Here is a 20,847-nt window from a genome sequence, read left to right as displayed (position 1 = left end):
GTTTGATTAAATTACTATTACCTATTTTAGCTGTGCTTGCTCTAGCTCAACTAAACGTAATTTCTGGCTATCTTGTATGGGATAAGAGTTTAATCATCAATGGTGAGCTTTGGCGGCTTGTTACAGGTAACTTTACACACACTAACCTCCCCCATTTATTGATGAACAGTGCCGCACTATGTATTTTTAGCGTCATCTTTAAAGATTATCTAAATACAAAGAAACTGTGGGGATTATTGCTTGCCCTCAGTGTTATGGTTGGTTCACTTTTACTTCTCTCACCAATTGAACGCTACGTAGGTTTATCTGGCGTATTGCATGGGCTCTTTGTTTGGGCTGCCATCGAAGACATTAAGCACAAACGTTATACTGGTTGGCTTCTCTTACTGGGCGTTCTCGCTAAAATAGGTTGGGAGCAACTATTTGGAGCAAGCGCATCCACGATTTCCCTAATTAACGCCAGTGTCGCAACAGACGCTCATTTATTTGGAGCACTCAGTGGTGGAATGCTCCAATTATGTGTCTTTTTAGTGGCTAATAAAGCTTCTGACGACCCAAAATAGAATGAGACAACGTAGTACCGTCAACTAACTCTAACTCACCTCCCATTGGCACACCGTGAGCAATACGACTTGCAGACACGTGATGCTCTTGGCATATCTCCGCAATGTAGTGCGCCGTAGCTTCACCTTCCACCGTTGGGTTTGTGGCAAGAATGACTTCTTTAATGTCCCCACGCCCTAAGCGGTGGTCAAGTAAATCCAATCCAATATCACTTGGGCCAATACCGTCTAATGGGGATAAATGCCCCATCAATACAAAATAGCGACCTGAGAATTGTCCCGTGGCTTCCACTGCAACGATATCGGCAGGGCTTTCAACAATACACAGCTCACCGTTCATTTGACGCTTAGGATTAAGACAAATTGCACACGTGTCTTCTTCGGTAAACGTTCGACACTCTGAACAATGCCCAATTTCAGACATGGCACGAGAAAGTGCATCGGCTAATTGCATACCACCTTGTCGATTACGCTGTAGAAGATGAAATGCCATTCGCTGGGCTGATTTTGGTCCAACACCGGGAAGGCATCGTAACGATTCCATTAATTGTTCTAATAAACCACTGGTTCGCATAATTTCTTATATTCCTAAATAGAAAAAGGCAGCTATGAGCCGCCTAATTACCCTAAGATAAATAATGCGTTATTCATCTTAGTTTTTATCAATTAAGATAAATTAGAATGGCATTTTAAATCCTGGTGGCATTTGCATTCCACCAGTTACACCCGCCATTCTTTCTTTTTGTGTTTCTTCAATACGACGAGATGCATCATTGAACGCTGCTGCGATCAAATCTTCTAGCATTTCTTTTTCGTCTTCTTCCATTAAGCTTGGATCAATTTCAACACGACGAACACTGTGAGAACCAGTGATTGTTACTTTAACAAGGCCAGCACCAGATTCACCAGTGATTTCCATGTTTCCAATTTCTTCTTGCATTTTCTGCATGCGATCTTGCATTTGCTGGGCTTGCTTCATTAAGTTGCCCATGCCGCCTTTTCCACCGAACATATTCATTCTCTCTTAGTGTTTATATCTTTAATACTACAAAAATGGGGATGATATGTAGAATTTCAACCCATTCTTACCTTATCTTTCTTTAAATTGGTCTCACGCTTTCTTGATCTATTTCTGCACCGTAACGCTGCATAAAGAAATTAACATGAGGATCTTGTTGCAAGCTCTGGTATGCCGTCTGTAATTTAGTTTGATACATTTGCTCACGTAACTCTAACGGGCTTGTACCTTCTGCACTAATATCAATGTTTAATTTAATCTCTTTGTTTAGAGCAGAGCTTAACGCTTGGCTAACCAATTCATGCGCCTTGTCATTAATTAAATGTGATTGTGCAGAACGTAAATGCAATGAAACCTGATCGTCATGTTCTTCAAAAGAAGAATTCAATACAAGTTGTTGTACCAATTTAGGCAACGCTAATGACATCGCTAATGCAGACCACGTATCTTGCTTTACTGTTTCATCAACAAGTTCTTGAACCATCTCAGGTGTTTTTTCATGTTCAAGTGCCTGCTTTAATTTCGTAGGAGTAATATCACTCACTACTTTTTTCACTTCAGGCTGGCTGGCTTTCCAACGGTATGGTTCTTCTGGCTTTTTCTCTTGAGAAACAGACGTTCCAAGTTGCGACACCTGAGTACGAGGAGCGAGATGTTGCTTTTCAGCAATACGTTCTAACACTGAGCTCGTTTTTTTCTTATCGGATGCCGCACTACCCTTTTTTGGGCTAGTACCGGTGGTTGTATTTGATAAATTATTTTTTGCACTACGTAATTGATTACGCACACCTAACAACCCACTTCTTGGGGTTGCTATAGGCTCTTGAGGTATATTTTGCACTGGTGCGGAATCAGATTGTGATGATTCCCCCATTGGTGGTGCATCATATACTGGCGGTTGAGCCTCTGTAGAATCTAACGGTGCTGAACTCGATTGTTGCGAATTAGAAACCGGAGAATACACCGTTTGAGATACTGCTTGCGGTTGCATTGGCTTAGGAGCAACAGGCACTTCAGCATTTGGAGCTGATGCAATAACTTGCTGAACTCTAGAGGCTGGCGCAGGTTGTTGAGGTGCAACATTTACGGCAGCAGGTTCCATGCTAGGCACGGCAATCGGTAATGCCTCTATTGCTTGAGCATGCACAGGACGAAATGCGACCATACGCAATAACATCATCTCTACGCCCGTTTTTTCGGTTGGGGCTAAAGGTAAATCATTACGGCTTTGCAATGCAATTTGGTAGAACAATTGAACTTCTTGTGGCGATAACTGACCACTCAATAATTCAATTCTCTCAGCATCCGGTTGAGTTTTATCTAACGTTGCAGGTAACGCTTGGTACATCGCCAATTTATGCAGTTGTGCCGCAATTTCTTTTGCTAACCCATCCCACTCAACACCAATATCTGCTAAATCATTGATACAGCTCATCAGCGTTTGCATGTTTTTTGTGCTGATCGCTTCTAGAATACGAATCGCTTGATCGGTATCTAACGTACCCAACATCATAGACACAATATCAGCAGTTACATTACCATTACCTAACGCAATCGCTTGATCGGTCAAACTTAATGCATCACGCATACTGCCATCTGCCGCATGAGCTATCAGCCCTAACGCTCTTCCATCTTTAGACACTTCTTCTTTGTCTAAAACGAGATCTAATTGCGCATGAATTTGATCAACACTGATGTGTTTCAGATGAAACTGTAAGCAACGAGATAAAATCGTCACAGGCAGTTTTTGTGGATCGGTCGTGGCTAATATGAATTTGACGTATTCTGGCGGCTCTTCCAATGTTTTTAATAATGCATTGAAACTGTGTCGCGATAGCATGTGAACTTCATCGATCAAATAAACCTTAAAACGACCACGCGCAGGTTTATATTGAACGTTATCTAATAGATCACGAGTATCTTCTACTTTGGTTCTAGAAGCGGCATCAATCTCAAGTAAATCGACAAATCGTCCTTCATCAATTTCTTTACAGGTAGAACACACGCCACAAGGTGTTGATGTAATCCCCTCTTCACAGTTTAGTCCTTTAGCGAACAAACGAGCAATAGTAGTTTTACCCACACCGCGAGTGCCACTAAATAAGTAAGCGTGATGAAGTCGATTATGGTCAAGCGCGTTTTCCAACGCCGTAAGCACATGGGATTGACCAACAACATCTTTAAAATGATGTGGTCGCCATTTACGTGCCAGAACTTGATAGCTCATAGAATACAGCCCAAAATAAAATAGATCTAAATCGTAGCACAGCAAAAAAATGAGATCTTCATTGATAGAGAGATCTCATTACATTTATTGTGTATATGAAGAATTAGTGACCAGGAAACTCACAAATACTGTACACGTTTAGACCTAAGCCTTCTAAACGCGTTTCACCACCAATTTCTGGAAGGTTGATAACAAATGCAGCGTGCTGAACATCACCACCAAGTTGGCGAATAAGTTTCACTGTTGCTTCGATGGTTCCGCCAGTTGCAAGTAAATCATCAACAACAAGAACCTTATCACCTTCAACAATTGCGTCTGTGTGAATTTCTAACGTATCTGTTCCGTATTCAAGATCATACGTTTGTGCAATCGTTGGACGTGGCAATTTACCCGGTTTACGAACTGGGACAAAACCAACACCTAATTCTAGTGCCAAAGGAGCACCAAATAAGAAACCACGAGCTTCAGTTCCAACGATCTTGGTAAAACCACCTTGCTTGTACTTTTCAACCAATAACTGAATCGTTGCTTGGTAAGCTTTTGGATCTTCCATCAAGCTTGTAACATCACGGAACATGATGCCTGCTTTTGGATAATCAGGAACAGATTTAATGCTATTTTTGATAAGTTCTAATGTTTCTGTAGACATGGTTTAAAGACCTAATTGTACCGATAGCCGGTATCTTAAAAAATTAACCGACTAATGGTATTCACTTTCTTCACTATGAGCAAGTTAGGACGACGGTATTTTTGAAAACCAAATTAAGAGTGCTATTCCGATCACAGCAATAATCCCTTTAACCCAGATTACTGGAGCTATACAGATAGAAAGAACAAAGCTGCCAACGATCATAATAACGGCTTTCTTCTTAATCTTTTTGTTAATCGTTTTTTTACTTTGCCATTCCACAATTGGGGGGCCTAAATAGCGATGTGAAATTAACCACAAATGGATTTTTGGAGAAGCCCGCATAAAACAAGCACTAGCCAGAAGAACAAAAGGCGTTGTCGGCAATAAAGGCAAAACAATACCGATAATGCCTAACAATAAAAAGAATCCACCAAAGAAAAACCACAGGATTTTATGAGAAAATTTAAGCAAAGTATCTCTACAATTTAAATACAACTAACTGCCATTATCGCTCTATTTAAAAAAACGAATCAACCTTTAAAACGAATTCAATTCCATTTTAAAACTACTGCAACCCACGCAATTTAAAAACAGGCTATTATTGGCTTTAGCAATTGGGAAGCGCTGCACTTTATTATTGGATCTTTCAGACGTTAAGAGTTCACCGATCTGGAGTACATGACGTGAATGTGTGCTTTCCCATACGGCCCCTAAACCCGCTGACAAAATAAACAACGCCTGCTCTGCAAAATCAACATAACCAAAAAGAGCAGAGATAGATTCGCTCTCTTCCATCGTTCCCATCCCTTTCTCTATTGATTCGACCATTTTAGAAATAACGTCCAGAGAAATATGTTGATCTCGGATAAAATCATTAAAAAATGCTCGTATAAGTAAACAAGAAACGACGCTATTCTCGCCACCAGATTGAGAATCAACAAGATAGAAAAACAAACGGCCATCCAATAACCATTCATAATCAAAAATAAGTGGCATACCATCTGTTGATTGCAATAACCGGTACGCTAATTTCCACTCGCCGTGCTGAGCATCACTCTCAGGTAATAGTTCAAATAACAATTCTCGGCCAATGTTCGGTTCATTTTGCAAATGCTCTAAGTGCCAATGCAATTCTTCAGTGCAACTTTTATCAAGATCAGACGTTCGGAACCATTGACTTGAAAAGTCCTGCATTCTTAAACTGCTTTCTTCACTCAATTTTAAAGCCGACACTAATGATTTAACTAACAGGGATACATTGCTGATTGGTTTAACCAAGAAATCTTTTGCTCCCAGTCTTAAAACCTTAGCTACATCTTGCATGTCTCCCGTACCCGAAATGACAATGATTGGCAGCATTGGGTATTCCAACACTACCTCTTCTACAAATTCAAGGCCATTCAAGATCGGCATAGATAAATCACACAACAAAACATCAGGCAAAGAATGCTGTAGCATTTGTAATCCTTCAAGGCCGTTATTCGCCTCTTTAACATTACATGAGTAAGATTCTAAAACTGCTTTGACCATAGAGCGGAATATGGGATCATCGTCTACAATTAACACGTCTTTGTTCACCAATAAGTCTTCGACTGGTGTATTGTCTTCTTTTGTTTTTTCTTTTATTTGCTCTATCGACATACGACTACCCTCTGCACGTTTTATTAGCGAATAATGTTAAGACGCCTTTTTATTGTTCATCTTATGAATTTAGTTCGATATCTCAATGAGCACAAATAAATTAACCAATATTACTCGCAAAATTATCATTACCTGACTTTTACTGATAGATTTCCACTTTAGTTGACTTATAACAACACCTACTTTAGTGTTTTAGTTACAATTCTACATTCGCTAAACCAGAGAGAATCTCAATATCATGAAGTTAGATGATTTAAATTTGTTTCGACAAGTAGTGGATAATGGCAGCTATACTGCAGCATCAAGAAAGACTCTAATCCCTGTTGCAACAATTACTCGTCGCATTCAAGCCTTAGAAGATTCCTTAGATATTCGCCTTCTCAACCGCCATGCAAGAAAACTGTCTCTCACCGAATCTGGTCAAAAATTTTATGACGAATGTTCTCCAATTCTGTCTAACTTAGTTAATATCAGTGAATATTTGAGTGAAGAGTGTCGTGGTGCCGCTGGGAAACTTAATATTGCGGCTCCCTCTAATTTAACAAAACGCATGATACAGCCTATTTTAAATCAATTTATGCTGATTTATCCTAATATTAATATCAACCTAACCATGAGCAACCAACCTGAGCAGCTAGACCCAACGGATTGGGACATTATTTTCAGAGTTGGAAAACAACGTGACTCATCTCTTATTGCTCGCCAAATTGGTTCATTAGAAGATATTTTAGTCGCTAGCCCTATTTACTTAGAGCAACGTTCTGAACCGACTCATGCGCAAGAATTACATGACCACAGCTTATTGAAAGGCCATCCATTAATGCGCTGGCGCTTAACTAACATTGAGGGTGAATCTGTAACGATTACTGATGCGGGTCGTTTTGAAGCCAGTGAGCTTAATGTTATTCGCATGGCTTGTTCTGATGGCTTAGGCATTACGTTAATGCCTGATATTATGATCAGTAAGTACCTTGAAGACGGTTCATTAGTTCGCGTATTAAAAGATTGGTCAGCCAACCCTAGAGACATTTACATGATCTATAACTACAAAGATCATCAGCCTGAAAAAGTACGATTATTCATTGATTTTGTTAGTAATCATATTCCAAAATAACAAAAAAGCCTGTGAATACATCACAGGCTTTTTTAACTTTATAGGCGTAACGTAATTAAAATACGCTCATTGCTAAACGAATTTAAACGCCTTCATTGTAAATATCTAAACTTGCCACATCTTGAGCTTCGCTTTCTTGCTTAGCATCATCACCGCGTAAACTTTCGAGGTACTCTAGGTAGTTTTGATCTACATCACCGGTAACATAGTGTGCATTAAATACCGATGTTTCAAATTGTTCAACTTCTCGGTTACCACAACCAACCGCATCAACTAAATCAGATAAATCTTGGAAAATTAATGCATCTGCACCAATTTTCTGGCAGATTTCATCGACTTCACGACCATGAGCAATCAACTCGTTTGCACTCGGCATATCAATACCGTATACGTTAGGGAAACGAATCTCAGGTGCTGCTGACACCATGTAAACATTTTTAGCACCCGAATCACGAGCCATTTGGATAATTTGTTCTGATGTTGTGCCACGAACAATTGAATCGTCGACTAGCAGTACATTTTTATCTTTAAATTCAGAACGGATTGCATTCAATTTTCGACGTACTGATTTTTTACGTTCTTGCTGACCTGGCATAATAAACGTACGACCAACATAACGGTTTTTCACAAACCCCTGGCGGTATGGTTTATTAATAATTTGAGCGATTTCTAGTGCAATATCACACGATGTTTCAGGGATCGGAATAACCACATCAATGTCGAGATCATCCCACTCACGTTTAATTTTATCACCTAAGCGTTTGCCCATTTCAAGACGTGCGCTATAGACCGAAATTTTATCAATAAAAGAATCTGGACGAGCAAAATACACAAACTCGAAAATGCATGGATTCAGCTTTGGATCGTGCGCACATTGTTGTGTATACAATCCGCCTTCAAATGGCGCATAAATGGCTTCGCCAGGAGCGACATCACGAACAAAATCAAAACCAACCGCATCCAAAGCAACAGATTCAGACGCAACCATGTACTCGGTACGACCTTCAACGTCACGCTTCCCTAAACACAAAGGACGAATGCCATTTGGATCACGGAATGCAACCATACCATGCCCGATGATCATTGCAGTTACCGCATACGCACCACGAATTTGCTCATGCACGTTAGCGACGGTTTTAAAAATGTCATCAGCAGTAAGAGGGTAATGAGTGGTTGAATCAAGATGATGAGCAAAAATATTTAATAATACTTCTGAATCTGACGTTGTATTAACATGACGACGTTCTTGTTCAAATAAGGTCTCACGGATTTCATTCGCATTGGTTAGATTACCATTGTGCGCCAATGTGATCCCAAATGGTGAGTTAACATAGAAAGGTTGAGCTTCAGAAGCACTAGAACTGCCTGCAGTAGGATAACGAACATGGCCGATACCAACGTTACCTTTTAGGCGTTGCATGTGTTTTGCTTCAAATACATCTTTAACCAAACCGTTCGCCTTTCTCAGACGGAAACGATTGCTTTCTACGGTAATAATACCAGCAGCGTCTTGGCCACGATGTTGTAACACAGTCAAAGCGTCATAGATTAACTGGTTTACAGGTGTTGCGCCTACGATTCCAACAATACCGCACATGTCCTAGAGTCCTTTATTTGATAAAAAACTGGCGCTATTTAGCGCCAGGAAGAAAACTTGATGTATCTTTTAAGTAATCAAAGAACCATTCAATTACTACCGAGAATTGCGGTATCAATTGAGATTGCTTCCACCACTCCGAATCTGACAATGAGGTAAAGGCATCAATAAAAAACAGAACAGCCGCTATAATTAGCACCCCTCTTAATCCACCGAAAACGACACCTAACACTCGATCTGTTCCAGACAGCCCTGTTTTCTGTACCAACTGGGCAACCACATAGTTAACCACAGCACCGACAATCAAGGTGGCCACAAATAAGGCAGCTATTGCACTGCCGTTTCTGACCATTTCATCATGGATATTTGTAAAATATGCCGCCAGTTTTGGATAAAAGTTGCTCGCAACAAAGAAAGCACCAAACCAAATAACCAATGACAAGGCTTCTTTTACAAAACCTCTAATCAAACTGATAAAAGCAGATAGGCTAATCACGCCTAAAATGACAAAATCGATCCAAATCATAATATATATTTTCTCTCTTGCTGCGCATTTTAACAGAAAAATCCGCTACGCAAACGTTTTCTTATGGGTTTAGTGGTGCAAATTTAAGCAATTGACCATTTAGTCCCGTAATTTCTTTTAGTTTAGGTAGCTGTTTCTCTAGATCGGGTTTTGACACATCAGGGCCTACTGCCACTCTAACTAAATCGCCTTCTTTAGGGTTTTTAGGAAAAGTATGCGCTTGGAAACCTTGTTTTCTTAACTTCAAAGCCAAGTTTTTTGCGTTATCCGCATTTCGGAAAACACCGAGTTGGATAACCCATGCACTTTTAGCATAATCAATTTTAGGTGTTTTTTCTGCCTCAATCGACGCGGGTTTTGTAACAATGGTTAGGACTTCTTTCTCCGGTTCTGTCGGCGAACTACCAACAGTCACTTCAACAGGTTCTCCTGGAAGTTCTGCATCAAAATCAATCGGTTCTTGTATTGCGAATTGCTCTACATCTTTAGACAATTCAGGTTTAATAGGAATACTCGCAAACTCTTCTTGATACGATTTTTTCTTACCATCAAATAAGTCGGGTAATACAATAACTCCAATAGCAACCAAAATAATGGTGCCAACTAAACGTCGTTGAAATGGACTAGACACTCATATACCTCACGATCCTTGTTTCCAGTAATTCCATACTTCACCAACCGTATGGAAAGAACCAAAAACTAAAATTAATTCATCATCACCAGCGTGTTGAAGTGCAACTTTAAATGCCTCAACTGGTGAACTGTATTCTGTTGTTTCTTGCTCTATAAATGCAACAAGTTCACTTGCTTTCGCGGCACGGGGCCCAGAAAGAGAAGCAGGATACCAAACATCAACAACACCCGTGAACTCATTCACTGTCGATTCAATGTCTTTATCATGTAGCATACCAACTACTGCATGAATTTTCTTATTTGGGTAACGCAGTCTTACTTGTTGTACTAGATAATGAGCAGAATGTGGATTATGTGCGACATCTAAAAGAATAAGTGGCTCAATACTCTCTTCATCACGGGTTAGTATTTGCATACGACCCGGTAAACTTGCGGCTTTCAACCCTTCGACAATATTAACATCCGTTAATTCTAAATCAGCACAGCCAAGCGCCATAATTGCCGTTGCCGCATTAGCAAGCGGTAATTTAGGTAGAGGAAGACCCGTTAAGTCAAATGCCCCACTCTGCCAAGACCATGTTTTATTATCTTCATTTACCTTATAAGTAAATTGATATCCTACTTGATGCAAATCTGCATTAATATCATCTGCATGGGCAGCAACGCTCGATGGTGGATTAGGTTGACCACATATTGCGGGTTTGTCTGAACGGAATATCCCCGCTTTTTCAAAACCGATCACATTAATATCATCACCAAGCCAATCAACATGATCAACCGCTAAACTTGTGATAATAGACACATCATGATCAACAACATTGGTTGCATCTAAACGGCCACCAAGACCGACTTCAAGCAATAGCACATCCACTTGATGCGCTTTAAAAGCCCATAACGCAGCTAAGGTACCAAATTCAAAAAGGCTTAATGGTGTGTCTTTACGCCACGCTTCAATAGCAGCAAAAGATTGAGAGATAAGCGAATCAGATAGATCATTACCATTGATACGAATACGTTCATTGTAACGAATAAGATGAGGGGAACTATAAACACCAACACGGTAACCTGCATTGAGTAAAATAGATTCCATTAACGCACAGGTAGATCCTTTACCATTGGTTCCCGCAACAGTAATCACTGTAGGGGCAGGTTTTGTCAATTTTGCTCTCTGTGCGACACGCTGAACACGGTCAAGGCCTAAATCAATCGCACTAGTATGAATACTTTCTAAATAACGAAGCCACACTGATAAATCAGATGTGGCTGTCGGAGAATCAAATGTTGTCATTGTTCAACTACTTCACTGACGGAACGTAGTTACAGTATATTGACTTAAGGTACTTATTTAAAGAAAGAAATAACCCCCTAAGACAATTTACATTTGATTTAATTTTTTACAGAACCATCAACAGGAACAACTAATGGTGATGCTTGGTTTGTCATTTTAGCCATCAAACCACCAATACGTTGACGCATTTCACGACGGTCAACAATCATATCAATAGCACCGTGCTCTAATAAAAATTCACTGCGTTGGAAACCTTCAGGTAAATCTTCACGTACTGTTTGCTCAATAACACGACGACCAGCAAAGCCAATTAATGCTTTAGGTTCACCGATATTAATATCACCCAGCATTGCTAAACTTGCAGAAACACCGCCCATTGTAGGGTCAGTTAATACAGAGAAGAATGGTAGGCCTTTACGAGATAAACGAGCCAGTGCCGCACTTGTTTTTGCCATTTGCATTAGAGACATAAGCGCCTCTTGCATACGAGCACCGCCACTTGCAGAGAAACACACTAATGGACAGTTGTTTTCAATCGCAGCATCAACCGCTTTAACAAAGCGAGCGCCGACAACTGAACCCATAGACCCCCCCATGAAGGAGAATTCAAATGCACAAGCAACGATAGGCAATTCTAACAATGTGCCTTGCATTACGATAAGCGCATCGGTTTCATTACTTGATTTTTGTGCTGCTGAAATACGATCTTTATAGCGCTTTGAATCTTTAAATTTTAAAAGATCTTTTGGTTCAAATTCTTGACCAAGCTCAACACGACCTTCCGCATCTAAAAATGTTTCTAGGCGCTTACGAGCTTTCATACGCATGTGATGATCACATTTTGGGCATACTTCTAGATTACGCTCTAGCTCTGCTGAATAAAGCACTTGTTCACATGACGTACACTTCGTCCAAACCCCTTCAGGGATAGATGCTTTACGTGAACTAACAATATTGCTTGTATTAAAAATCTTTTCAAGCCAACTCATGGACGACCTTTTCTATTAGTGATCTCTCGCACCATCGCAAGAGAAATAAATTCAATTAACGATGATTAAACCATAAATAATGACCAGTGTAGATAAAAAACTGGTTGTACCTATTTTCAATATTGAATCCACATCTACTTTTTACACTATTTTAAGGTTTAATCTTTATCATTAATTGAATCAATTATCTGGTAAAAATAAAGGCCCTAACGGAACTCTAGGCAAATCCCACTCTTTAGGGTAATCAACATCAATAAGATATAATCCTTCAGCTTTTGCTGTTGCTCCTGCTAGCTTACGGTCTTTCGCTTCTAGTAACCACTGTACCCACTCAGGTTTTTGCTTGCCTCTGCCCACTTCGATTAGGCTACCTGTAATGTTTCGGACCATATGATGAACAAAGGCATTCGCTTTAATATCAATAACAATAAAATCGCCATGACGCGTTACTTTTAAGTGTATTAAATTACGCCAAGGGGTACGTGACTGACAGCGAACCGCTCTAAAAGACGTAAAATCATTCTCTCCCAGTAGATACTGGCCAGCTTCATGCATTAAATCAGCATCAAGTGTTTCATGATAATGACTAACACCATGACTAAAAATGGCTGGGCGTTGACGATTATTAAAAATAATATAACGATAACGTCGCGCGGTAGCAGTAAAACGAGCATGAAAATCTTCGTTTACTTCTTTAACCCAACGAACCGCAATATTTTTTGGTAGGTTAGCATTCACCCCTACCATCCACACTGGCAATTTACGCACGCTATTTGTATCAAAATGTACTACTTGACCTGTTCCATGTACGCCAGCATCCGTTCGACCTGCACACATAACCTCAATCGGTTCATTAGCAACGACCATTAAGGCTTTTTCTAATTCTTCTTGAACACTTGTTACGTCTTTTTGGGACTGCCAACCGTGGTAACTGGCACCATCGTACTCAATACATAAAGCTATTCGCATGATTTCAATTCTTTTTATTCAGTTATACGCCATTATAAAAAAAGGCGGAGCTCACTGCCACCGCCTTTTTAAGATTGTTGATGTAAAAGTTAATCGAGTTGCTTCATCAACTTCTCAGCTTCCACTTTAAGCAGAGGATCATCACAACGTAATACCTCTTCTAATAATTCAAGTGCGCCTTTATCATCGGACATTTCAATGTAAGCTTTCGCTAAGTCTAGCTTACTATGAGCATCACTATTTATATCGACATCATGAGCTTCTACATTTCCTAGAACATCAGGGAATTCATCCAAACCAACATCAAGGTTTAACTCTTCATCATCAATGTCCGTTCTTTCACCGCTTTCAGCTTCAGCGATCAAAGCATCAATGCTTAGGAATTGATCCGCCCTATTAGGCGTATTTTCTAAATTTGGTTGCTCTGACCAATCTTCATCTTCTAATGCGTCGTCAACATTCGATGTGTCATCAAGAGAGAAACCACTCCAGTCGCTTCCTCCATCTTCTAACATACTATCAATATCTAAACCGGCACTATCAACATGCGTTAATGCTTCTTTTTCTTCATCAGATACTTGCGATGAAAAATTAAAAGGTGCCGCCGTCTCATCCGTTAAAGGAGTCACTTGAAGATCATCTTCTTCTTCAAGTGCAGCTAAAGCATCTTCAATTGATAAACCATCAAATTGATGGTCTTCTTTCTCTATATCATCAACTAAAGGCAGTATATCTTCTTCATTATTCGTTTCAGATAGCTCAGTATCATGCTCACGTGAATCATCAGTAAAGTCAGTTGCGTTTGATGCAACAAAATCATCCAATGAAAAATCACTTTCGTCTTCGTTCTCATCTTCAGAAATCATGTCAGATAATGGCATCTCTGATTCTTCATCAGTAACAAGCTCTTCGATTTCTGGCGTTTCAATGCCAGCTTCCTCATCACTTATCTCTACATCAGTATCAAAATCAGCCAATAAATCATCAAGTTCCGATAACGTCTCATCTTCTTCAGTAGCCGTCTCTGTTTCTTCTAATTGAGAAGATACCTCTTGCTCTTGTGGACGTTCTTCGTTATCTAAAAGAAGTTCATCATCAACATTAATCTCATCAAATAATGATTCTTGTTCTTCTTGTTCAGAAAGAAGATCACTAATAGCACTTTCGTTGAGGTCTTCGCTATCTGTTGGCATTTCTGACTCTAGAAGTAACTCTTCGTCATCAATATCAAATGCGTCAAGTTCGTCATTCTCTTGCGAATCTGATTCTGCCTCTTCTGCAAGTTCAACGTCATCATGCTCTTCAGCATCTGTATTCAACGTTTCAATAACGTCATCTTCAAGCACATTATCTGCTGGCATTTCAGATTCTAGAGGTAACTCTTCTTCATCAATATCAAACGCGTCAAGTTCGTCATTCTCTTGCGAAGCTGATTCTGCCTCTTCTGCAAGTTCAACGTCATCATGCTCTTCAGCATCTGTATTCAACGTTTCAATAACGTCATCTTCAAGCACATTATCTGTTGGAATTTCAGATTCTAGCGGTAATTCTTCTTCATCGATATCAAACGCTTCAGTCTCAACAGCGGTTTCTGGTTCAAATAAAGAAATATCATCCTCTTCATCATCGCTTTCAACTAACCAATCTTCATCTCTCGGTGTTTCTTCAGAAAGCGTCTCTGATACTGTTACACCTTCTTCAGCATCATCGCCACTCTTTCCCAGAGCTTCTTCCTCATCAGAATCGTCACCGATTAGTTCATCTAATAAATCGGTACTGTTTTCATCTAATTCAAACGTAGAATCATCATTATCATCGCCAGCTAGTAATTCATCTAAAAGCGCCGTACTGTCTTCATCTATTTCAATATCATCAAGATCGGTACTATCGTGATCTGACTCTTCAAGTAATTCATCTAATAATGCAGTGCTATTATCATCAAGCTCTAAATCATCGTCATCATTTGATTCAGCTAACATTTCATCTAATAACGACGTGTTATCATCATCAATGTCTAAGTTAATGTCGTCGTCATCTGCTTCAGCGAGCATTTCATCTAGCAATGCCGTGCTGTCATCTTCAAAATTTAGGCTTGTATCCGCTTTTTCATTTTGTTCAGGAAGTATGTTATTCAATACTTCGGTGTCATCATCAAGATTAAAATCAATACTGTTGTCTTCAGTATCAGCCATATCACCTAATAATGATTCGAAATCTACGTCTTCTTCTAAACCGCTTTTTTCTGGTTCAGAAACAATTTTAGTTTCTTCTTTTTCATCCAAATCCCAACCTTGTTCTAAGACAGATTCTTCATCTTCTTCAGTATCCATTGATGAGAAAAGATCATCTAGCATCGATTGGTCTAATTCGCCACCGTCAAGATCTTCATTACCTTCAAGTTCTGGTGATTTTTTATCTACAGCCGATAGATCAGAATCATCAATTAATGATAAGTCAAAATCATCATCCTCCGCTTCTAGATCACTTTTAGAGAATAAGTCACTATCAAAGTCGTTTAGGGCTTTTTCCATTTCTTCTAAGCCAAGCGCCTTTTCTTCTGCATCAACAGTTAATGCGCTGCCTGACATATCAAGATCGTCATCCAAATCATCTAAACTATCAAGATCATCTAAATCACTTAACTCCGAATCTCCTTTTGATAATAATGAATCTAAATCGTCTTCATCGTCTAACGATGCAAACGGGTCATCAAGAGAATCTGTGTTTTCATTTTCAAACTCAGCGAACAAATCATCGTTAGAATCCGTGTTCGTATCGTCACCGAATAAAAACTCATCATTATCTAGATCGCCTAAGATATCATCGTCATCATCTAAGCTGATCTCTGGAATATCATCATCCATATTAAAATGGTCATCAGGCATAATCAGAGCTGACGGTAGATCGGTTTGCGTATTCTCTTCTGCTTCTGCTTCTGCTTCTTCTTCCTCTTCTTTCTTACGACGTGATAAGAAGAAAGCAATAAGGCCTGCGATTAACGCACCAGGAATTAACGCAAGTAATGCGATTAAACCAGGGCTTGATGCCAATTTATCCATTGAACTTGGTTCTGCTTTTTTCTCAGAAACGGCAAGTTGTTTTTGCTCAGTAATGAATTTCTCAACTTCATTACGAATACGATCTTCATTGCCTAGCTCATTTTTTAAATTATCCACTTCATTTTGAACTTCAGCTAATCGCACACGTAATTGATGATTATTTTCTTGTAACGCTGAGAACTCTTGCTCTGTTGTTGCAAGTTCTGTTTTTAACTCACCAAGGCCAGCTGTTTTTTCTGCCATTATTGGTGCTACTGTTTTTTCTACTGCGGTTTTTTTCTCAGTAAACGTTGGTTTCTCTAGTTTTGGTTTTACATCTACTTTAGGTTCTGTGGATGCTTTAGGAGCGACCGACGATCGAGTTTCTGCTTTTTTCTGTGCCGTTTGTTTCTTTTTATGTGCGGCAAGTAATTGCTTCGCATCATCCGTATTTTCACGACGAACTTGTTCTAGCGTTGGTAGACGTAAACGGCTTTTGGGCTCTAAACCATGAATATTGTTATTTTCAAAGGCTTGTGGGTTTAGACGATAAATAGCAAGTAAGGTTTGCTGTACCGATGTCGTCGTTGATGGATTAACACGACTTGCAATAGACCAGAGGGTTTCATTTTCACCCGTTGGACCATAAATTTTAGTTGCCGTCGGTGCTTTAGCCACAGAAGCAGAAGTCGTGACTGTCGACGTTCTGATTGATGACGTAGGATCAACCACCTGCGAACTGATCGTTTGATCTTTCCCATCAGGGCCAACAATTTGAATTGTACTTGCAGCATTCGCAACCGAACACTGAGATGCAACGAATAACGCTAAAGGTGTTAACGTTTTAAAGAATTTTTTAGATGCGTCAGACACTAGAGATGCCTCTTAATAAGATGAAAAACAATACCGGTGTAACTATATCGGATAATAATCAGAAAACTGTAATTTTTAAGCAAAAACTGTGTGGTTTATGGAAGAAAAAAGCCTTAGTTTTCACTAAGGCTTTTTTAGAAAGAAAAATAAACTTACCAATCAATGAATAAGATACTCTTTCATCATTAAATTAATAGCGACGATTAGTAATAGTCACGAATTAATACTTCTGCAATTTGAACCGCATTTGTTGCCGCACCTTTACGTACATTATCAGCAACTACCCACATATTTAGTCCCATAGGGTGACTAATGTCAGCACGAATACGAGCAACCATTACATGATCTTTGCCAGTTGCATCACTTACTTGTGTTGGGTAATCATTACCATGGAATACTTCAATACCATCGGTTTCTTCAAGTAGGCGAGTCGCTTCTTCTGCATCAATTGGTGCACGAGTTTCAACATGAACAGATTCAGCATGGCCATAAAAAACAGGAACACGCACACACGTTGCATTTACTGTGATGCTCTCATCTGCAAAGATTTTTTGCGTTTCCCACACCATTTTCATTTCTTCTTTGGTGTAGCCATTATCCATAAACTCATCAATATGAGGCAAACAGTTAAATGCAATTTGCTTATCGTATGCTTTATTTTCTGCAGGCAGTCCATTGAGTAGTTTTGCAGTTTGGCCTGCAAGCTCATCAATACCCGCTTTACCTGAACCAGATACTGACTGATACGTAGATACGTTGATACGATCAATACCAACAGCATCGTGAATTGGTTTTAATGCCACTAACATTTGAATCGTTGAACAATTAGGGTTCGCAATAATGTTACGGTTACGGAAATCAGCTAATGCTTCTGGATTCACTTCAGGAATCACTAATGGGATGTCCTGATCGTAACGGAAGTGTGATGTGTTATCGATAACAACAACACCAGATTCAGCCGCAATAGGTGCCCACTTAGCAGACAATTCGCTACCAGCAGAAAATAGACCTAACTGCACTTGACTCCAATCAAACTCTTCTACGTTTTCAACCGTTAATGTTTTACCATTAAAACGAACTGTTTTGCCTTCACTGCGCTCTGAAGCTAGAAGATATAAATTACGTACAGGAAACTTGCGCTCTTGTAATACATTTATGATTGCTTCGCCAACGGCACCAGTTGCGCCTAGAATGGCAACATCAAATTCTTGAGTCATTAGACTTCCTCGATTGTAAATCCAAGTTGTTTTAACGGGGTAAGACCACAGTCTTTATTACCCGTGATAGTGATTGCACTGTATTCTCTTCTATCCCAATAATCTTTACGCATATTATCAAACGCACCGATTGTTGAGATTTCTTTTCTAAATACCGCATCATCTTTTCGCACATCATAGACTAACTGAATCAAATTGTGCAGTGTTGAATGATCCCACTGCTGATTTAGTGTCACATTAGGGATTGGAGCAACAGGCAATAGATTTTGAGGATCCGCACGCTCTTCCCGTTGTAAGAACTCACAGAACGAATTAAATATCATGGTCGTTCCTCTAGCTTTACCTTCCAAGCCATAACCTGCAATGTGCGGCGTTGCAAAAGAAAGCAATGGCAAGAGCGCTATATCAACCTCTGGTTCAAACTCAAAAACATCCAATACGGCTTTAAAACCATCTTGGATTAATAGGCGATTTTTTAGCGCATCATTATCAACCACGGGACCACGAGCGGCATTGATCAATATTTGGTCATGGCGCAATGTTAATAAACGCTCTTGACCAATCAAATGATGTGTAGGGAAATTACCATCACGTGTAATAGGGGTATGGAGACTAATAACATCTGACTTTTCTAATAATTCATCTAAAGAAACAAAAGAACGAGTGTCCCCTTCTTGCTCTTTAATTGGATCATTCAATAGATAAGGAATACTTAACGCATCAAGACATTGAGCTAAATATGAACCCACTTGGCCCGCACCAATAATACCGAACGTTTTATCAAAAATAGAAAAACCATGTTGCTGAGCTAATACCATCACACAACTTAATACGTATTCAGCAACGCCTACTTTATTACAGCCTGGAGCCGCGGTAAAAAAGACACCTTTATTTTTCAATAAAGCTTGGTTAACGTGATCCATACCAGCAGTAGCAGTACCAACAAAAGACAGTTTATTCGCTTTACTCAATAATTCTGAATTCACTTTAGTGACTGAACGAATCATCAACGCGTCAACGTCAATTAAATCATCAGCCGTCAAGGTTCTTCCTGATTTAGCTATTACTTCGCCGAGTTCACTAAAGAGTTCTGCGGCATAAGGCATATTCTCATCAATCAATATTTTCATATTTTTAATATCTATCCTTTAGATTCATCGGTTCAGTGTATCACCGCTCGATTACACCTATCTACCTAAGTATTAATCCTAGCAATAAAAAACAGTCATAAAAAAACCCAACCAATTGGCTGGGTTTTCATTATTTTAAACGTTAGTCACTGCGCAATATTATGCTTCGAATTTCTTAATTACTAACGTTGCGTTTGTGCCACCAAAGCCAAAGCTGTTAGACATTACCGTTGTTAGTTCTTGATCACGTTTTTCAGTCACGATATCAAGGCCTTCAGCAGCAGGATCTAAGGTTTCAATATTGATGCTTGGCGCGATAAAACCGTGCTCTAACATTAATGTTGAATAAATAGCTTCATGAACACCCGCCGCACCTAGTGCGTGACCAGTCATTGCTTTAGTTGCAGAAATTGCTGGGCTATTGGTACCAAAGACTTCTTGGATAGCGCCTAGCTCTTTCGCGTCACCAACAGGCGTTGATGTACCGTGAGTATTCACGTAATCAACACTGTCTACATTTTGCATCGCCATTTTCATACAACGAACTGCGCCTTCACCTGACGGAGCTACCATGTCGTAGCCGTCTGATGTTGCACCGTAACCAACGACTTCACCGTAGATTTTTGCGCCACGAGCTAATGCGTGTTCAAGTTCTTCAATAACAACCATGCCGCCGCCGCCAGAGATAACAAAACCATCACGGTCTGTATCGTACGTACGAGATGCTTTATCTGGTGTGTCATTGTATTTCGATGATAGTGCGCCCATCGCATCAAACATCATCGTTAAAGACCAATCTAGCTCTTCACCACCACCAGCAAACATTACGTCTTGTTTGCCTAATTGAATAAGCTCTACCGCGTGACCAATACAGTGCGCAGACGTTGCACATGCAGAACTCATTGAGTAGTTAACACCGCGAATTTTAAACGGAGTTGCAAGACACGCCGATACTGTAGAAGCCATTGTACGAGGAACCATATATGGTCCAACACGCTTAACGCCTTTTTCACGCAAGATATCCACTGCATTCACTTGGTTTAGTGATGATGCACCACCAGAACCTGCAACAATACCGGTACGATCATTTGAAACTTGATCTTCAGTTAAGCCAGAATCCGCTACTGCTTGCTCCATTGAAATGTAAGCAAATGCAGCCGCATCACCCATAAAACGCATTTTTTTGCGATCAATGTGATCCGCTGGGTTCATTTTCAAATTGCCCCAAACATTACTGCGCAGGCCTTTTTCGGCGAACTGCTCAGAGAAGTTAATGCCTGATTTACCCGCTTTCAGAGATTCTAATACTTCTTCAACATTGTTACCGATACTTGAAACAATGCCCATGCCTGTAATTACGGCTCTTTTCATGATTCTTTCCTAATAAGTCATA

The 20,847-nt window shown here is 39.8% G+C and carries 19 protein-coding genes; 3 read left to right on the top strand and 16 right to left on the bottom strand.

Going from position 1 to position 20,847, the window contains the following annotated elements:
• Nucleotides 1–2: 2 nt before the first annotated feature.
• Nucleotides 3–563 carry a rhombosortase gene (gene rrtA / locus VSAL_RS05960; protein WP_012549843.1) on the top strand — a complete coding sequence of 187 codons (561 nt, stop codon included), beginning with the start codon at nt 3–5 and terminating at the stop codon, nt 561–563.
• On the opposite strand, the gene recR is transcribed toward rrtA, so the two are convergent.
• The 6 genes from recR to VSAL_RS05930 form a co-directional block, all read right to left on the bottom strand.
• Nucleotides 535–1,137, bottom strand: a complete 603-nt coding sequence (gene recR, locus VSAL_RS05955) for a recombination mediator RecR (RefSeq protein ID WP_012549842.1) — start codon at nt 1,135–1,137, stop codon at nt 535–537. The genes rrtA and recR overlap by 29 nt on opposite strands.
• A 102-nt stretch (nt 1,138–1,239) precedes the next feature.
• Nucleotides 1,240–1,575, bottom strand: a complete 336-nt coding sequence (locus VSAL_RS05950) for a YbaB/EbfC family nucleoid-associated protein (protein ID WP_012549841.1) — start codon at nt 1,573–1,575, stop codon at nt 1,240–1,242.
• 88 nt (nt 1,576–1,663) lie between these two features.
• Complete coding sequence (gene dnaX / locus VSAL_RS05945; RefSeq protein WP_012549840.1) at nt 1,664–3,808, bottom strand: DNA polymerase III subunit gamma/tau; 2,145 nt, start codon at nt 3,806–3,808, stop codon at nt 1,664–1,666.
• 103 nt (nt 3,809–3,911) lie between these two features.
• Nucleotides 3,912–4,457 carry an adenine phosphoribosyltransferase gene (gene apt, locus VSAL_RS05940; protein WP_012549839.1) on the bottom strand — a complete coding sequence of 182 codons (546 nt, stop codon included), beginning with the start codon at nt 4,455–4,457 and terminating at the stop codon, nt 3,912–3,914.
• An 84-nt stretch (nt 4,458–4,541) separates the two neighbouring features.
• Nucleotides 4,542–4,934, bottom strand: coding sequence for a YbaN family protein (locus tag VSAL_RS05935; RefSeq protein ID WP_012549838.1), 393 nt, complete (start codon nt 4,932–4,934; stop codon nt 4,542–4,544).
• Nucleotides 4,935–4,976: 42 nt separating this feature from the next.
• Nucleotides 4,977–6,080: a response regulator gene (locus VSAL_RS05930; RefSeq protein WP_012549837.1), complete on the bottom strand. Its 1,104-nt coding sequence runs from the start codon at nt 6,078–6,080 to the stop codon at nt 4,977–4,979.
• A 238-nt stretch (nt 6,081–6,318) separates the two neighbouring features.
• Here VSAL_RS05930 and VSAL_RS05925 point away from each other — a divergent pair, with 238 nt between their 5' ends.
• A complete protein-coding gene (locus tag VSAL_RS05925; protein WP_012549836.1) occupies nt 6,319–7,194 on the top strand; it encodes a LysR family transcriptional regulator in 876 nt (291 codons plus the stop codon).
• Between the two features lie 82 nt (nt 7,195–7,276).
• Here VSAL_RS05925 and purF read toward each other — a convergent pair whose 3' ends face one another.
• The 7 genes from purF to VSAL_RS05890 all read right to left on the bottom strand — a co-directional run bounded on the left by purF (nt 7,277) and on the right by VSAL_RS05890 (nt 17,107).
• On the bottom strand, nt 7,277–8,791 hold the full coding sequence (gene purF, locus VSAL_RS05920; protein WP_012549835.1) for an amidophosphoribosyltransferase: 1,515 nt from the start codon (nt 8,789–8,791) through the stop codon (nt 7,277–7,279).
• 34 nt (nt 8,792–8,825) lie between these two features.
• Entirely contained in the window at nt 8,826–9,317 is a 492-nt protein-coding gene (locus VSAL_RS05915; RefSeq protein WP_012549834.1) for a CvpA family protein, read from the bottom strand.
• A 61-nt stretch (nt 9,318–9,378) separates the two neighbouring features.
• Nucleotides 9,379–9,948: an SPOR domain-containing protein gene (locus VSAL_RS05910; protein WP_012549833.1), complete on the bottom strand. Its 570-nt coding sequence runs from the start codon at nt 9,946–9,948 to the stop codon at nt 9,379–9,381.
• A 9-nt stretch (nt 9,949–9,957) separates the two neighbouring features.
• Nucleotides 9,958–11,238: a bifunctional tetrahydrofolate synthase/dihydrofolate synthase gene (folC, locus tag VSAL_RS05905; RefSeq protein WP_012549832.1), complete on the bottom strand. Its 1,281-nt coding sequence runs from the start codon at nt 11,236–11,238 to the stop codon at nt 9,958–9,960.
• A 98-nt stretch (nt 11,239–11,336) separates the two neighbouring features.
• Complete coding sequence (accD, locus tag VSAL_RS05900; protein WP_012549831.1) at nt 11,337–12,227, bottom strand: acetyl-CoA carboxylase, carboxyltransferase subunit beta; 891 nt, start codon at nt 12,225–12,227, stop codon at nt 11,337–11,339.
• Nucleotides 12,228–12,407: 180 nt separating this feature from the next.
• On the bottom strand, nt 12,408–13,196 hold the full coding sequence (gene truA, locus VSAL_RS05895; protein WP_012549830.1) for a tRNA pseudouridine(38-40) synthase TruA: 789 nt from the start codon (nt 13,194–13,196) through the stop codon (nt 12,408–12,410).
• Nucleotides 13,197–13,285: 89 nt separating this feature from the next.
• Nucleotides 13,286–17,107: a FimV/HubP family polar landmark protein gene (locus VSAL_RS05890; protein ID WP_012549829.1), complete on the bottom strand. Its 3,822-nt coding sequence runs from the start codon at nt 17,105–17,107 to the stop codon at nt 13,286–13,288.
• Here VSAL_RS05890 and VSAL_RS05885 point away from each other — a divergent pair.
• The gene (locus tag VSAL_RS05885; RefSeq protein ID WP_044583214.1) at nt 17,095–17,277 is read left to right on the top strand and encodes a hypothetical protein; all 183 of its coding nucleotides are present in this window, start codon (nt 17,095–17,097) and stop codon (nt 17,275–17,277) included. The genes VSAL_RS05890 and VSAL_RS05885 overlap by 13 nt on opposite strands.
• 33 nt (nt 17,278–17,310) lie before the next feature.
• Here the strand turns inward: VSAL_RS05885 and VSAL_RS05880 are convergent, their stop codons facing one another.
• The 3 genes from VSAL_RS05880 to fabB form a co-directional block, all read right to left on the bottom strand.
• Nucleotides 17,311–18,324, bottom strand: coding sequence for an aspartate-semialdehyde dehydrogenase (locus VSAL_RS05880; protein ID WP_012549828.1), 1,014 nt, complete (start codon nt 18,322–18,324; stop codon nt 17,311–17,313).
• Complete coding sequence (locus VSAL_RS05875) at nt 18,324–19,454, bottom strand: 4-phosphoerythronate dehydrogenase (RefSeq protein ID WP_012549827.1); 1,131 nt, start codon at nt 19,452–19,454, stop codon at nt 18,324–18,326. The genes VSAL_RS05880 and VSAL_RS05875 overlap by 1 nt, the downstream gene beginning before the upstream one ends.
• A gap of 159 nt (nt 19,455–19,613) precedes the next feature.
• A complete protein-coding gene (fabB, locus tag VSAL_RS05870; RefSeq protein ID WP_012549826.1) occupies nt 19,614–20,825 on the bottom strand; it encodes a beta-ketoacyl-ACP synthase I in 1,212 nt (403 codons plus the stop codon).
• Nucleotides 20,826–20,847: the final 22 nt, after the last annotated feature.

The sequence above is a fragment of the Aliivibrio salmonicida LFI1238 genome (genome assembly GCF_000196495.1).
Taxonomy (GTDB): Bacteria; Pseudomonadota; Gammaproteobacteria; order Enterobacterales; family Vibrionaceae; genus Aliivibrio; species Aliivibrio salmonicida.
This window is presented reverse-complemented; position numbering and strand designations above follow the sequence as displayed.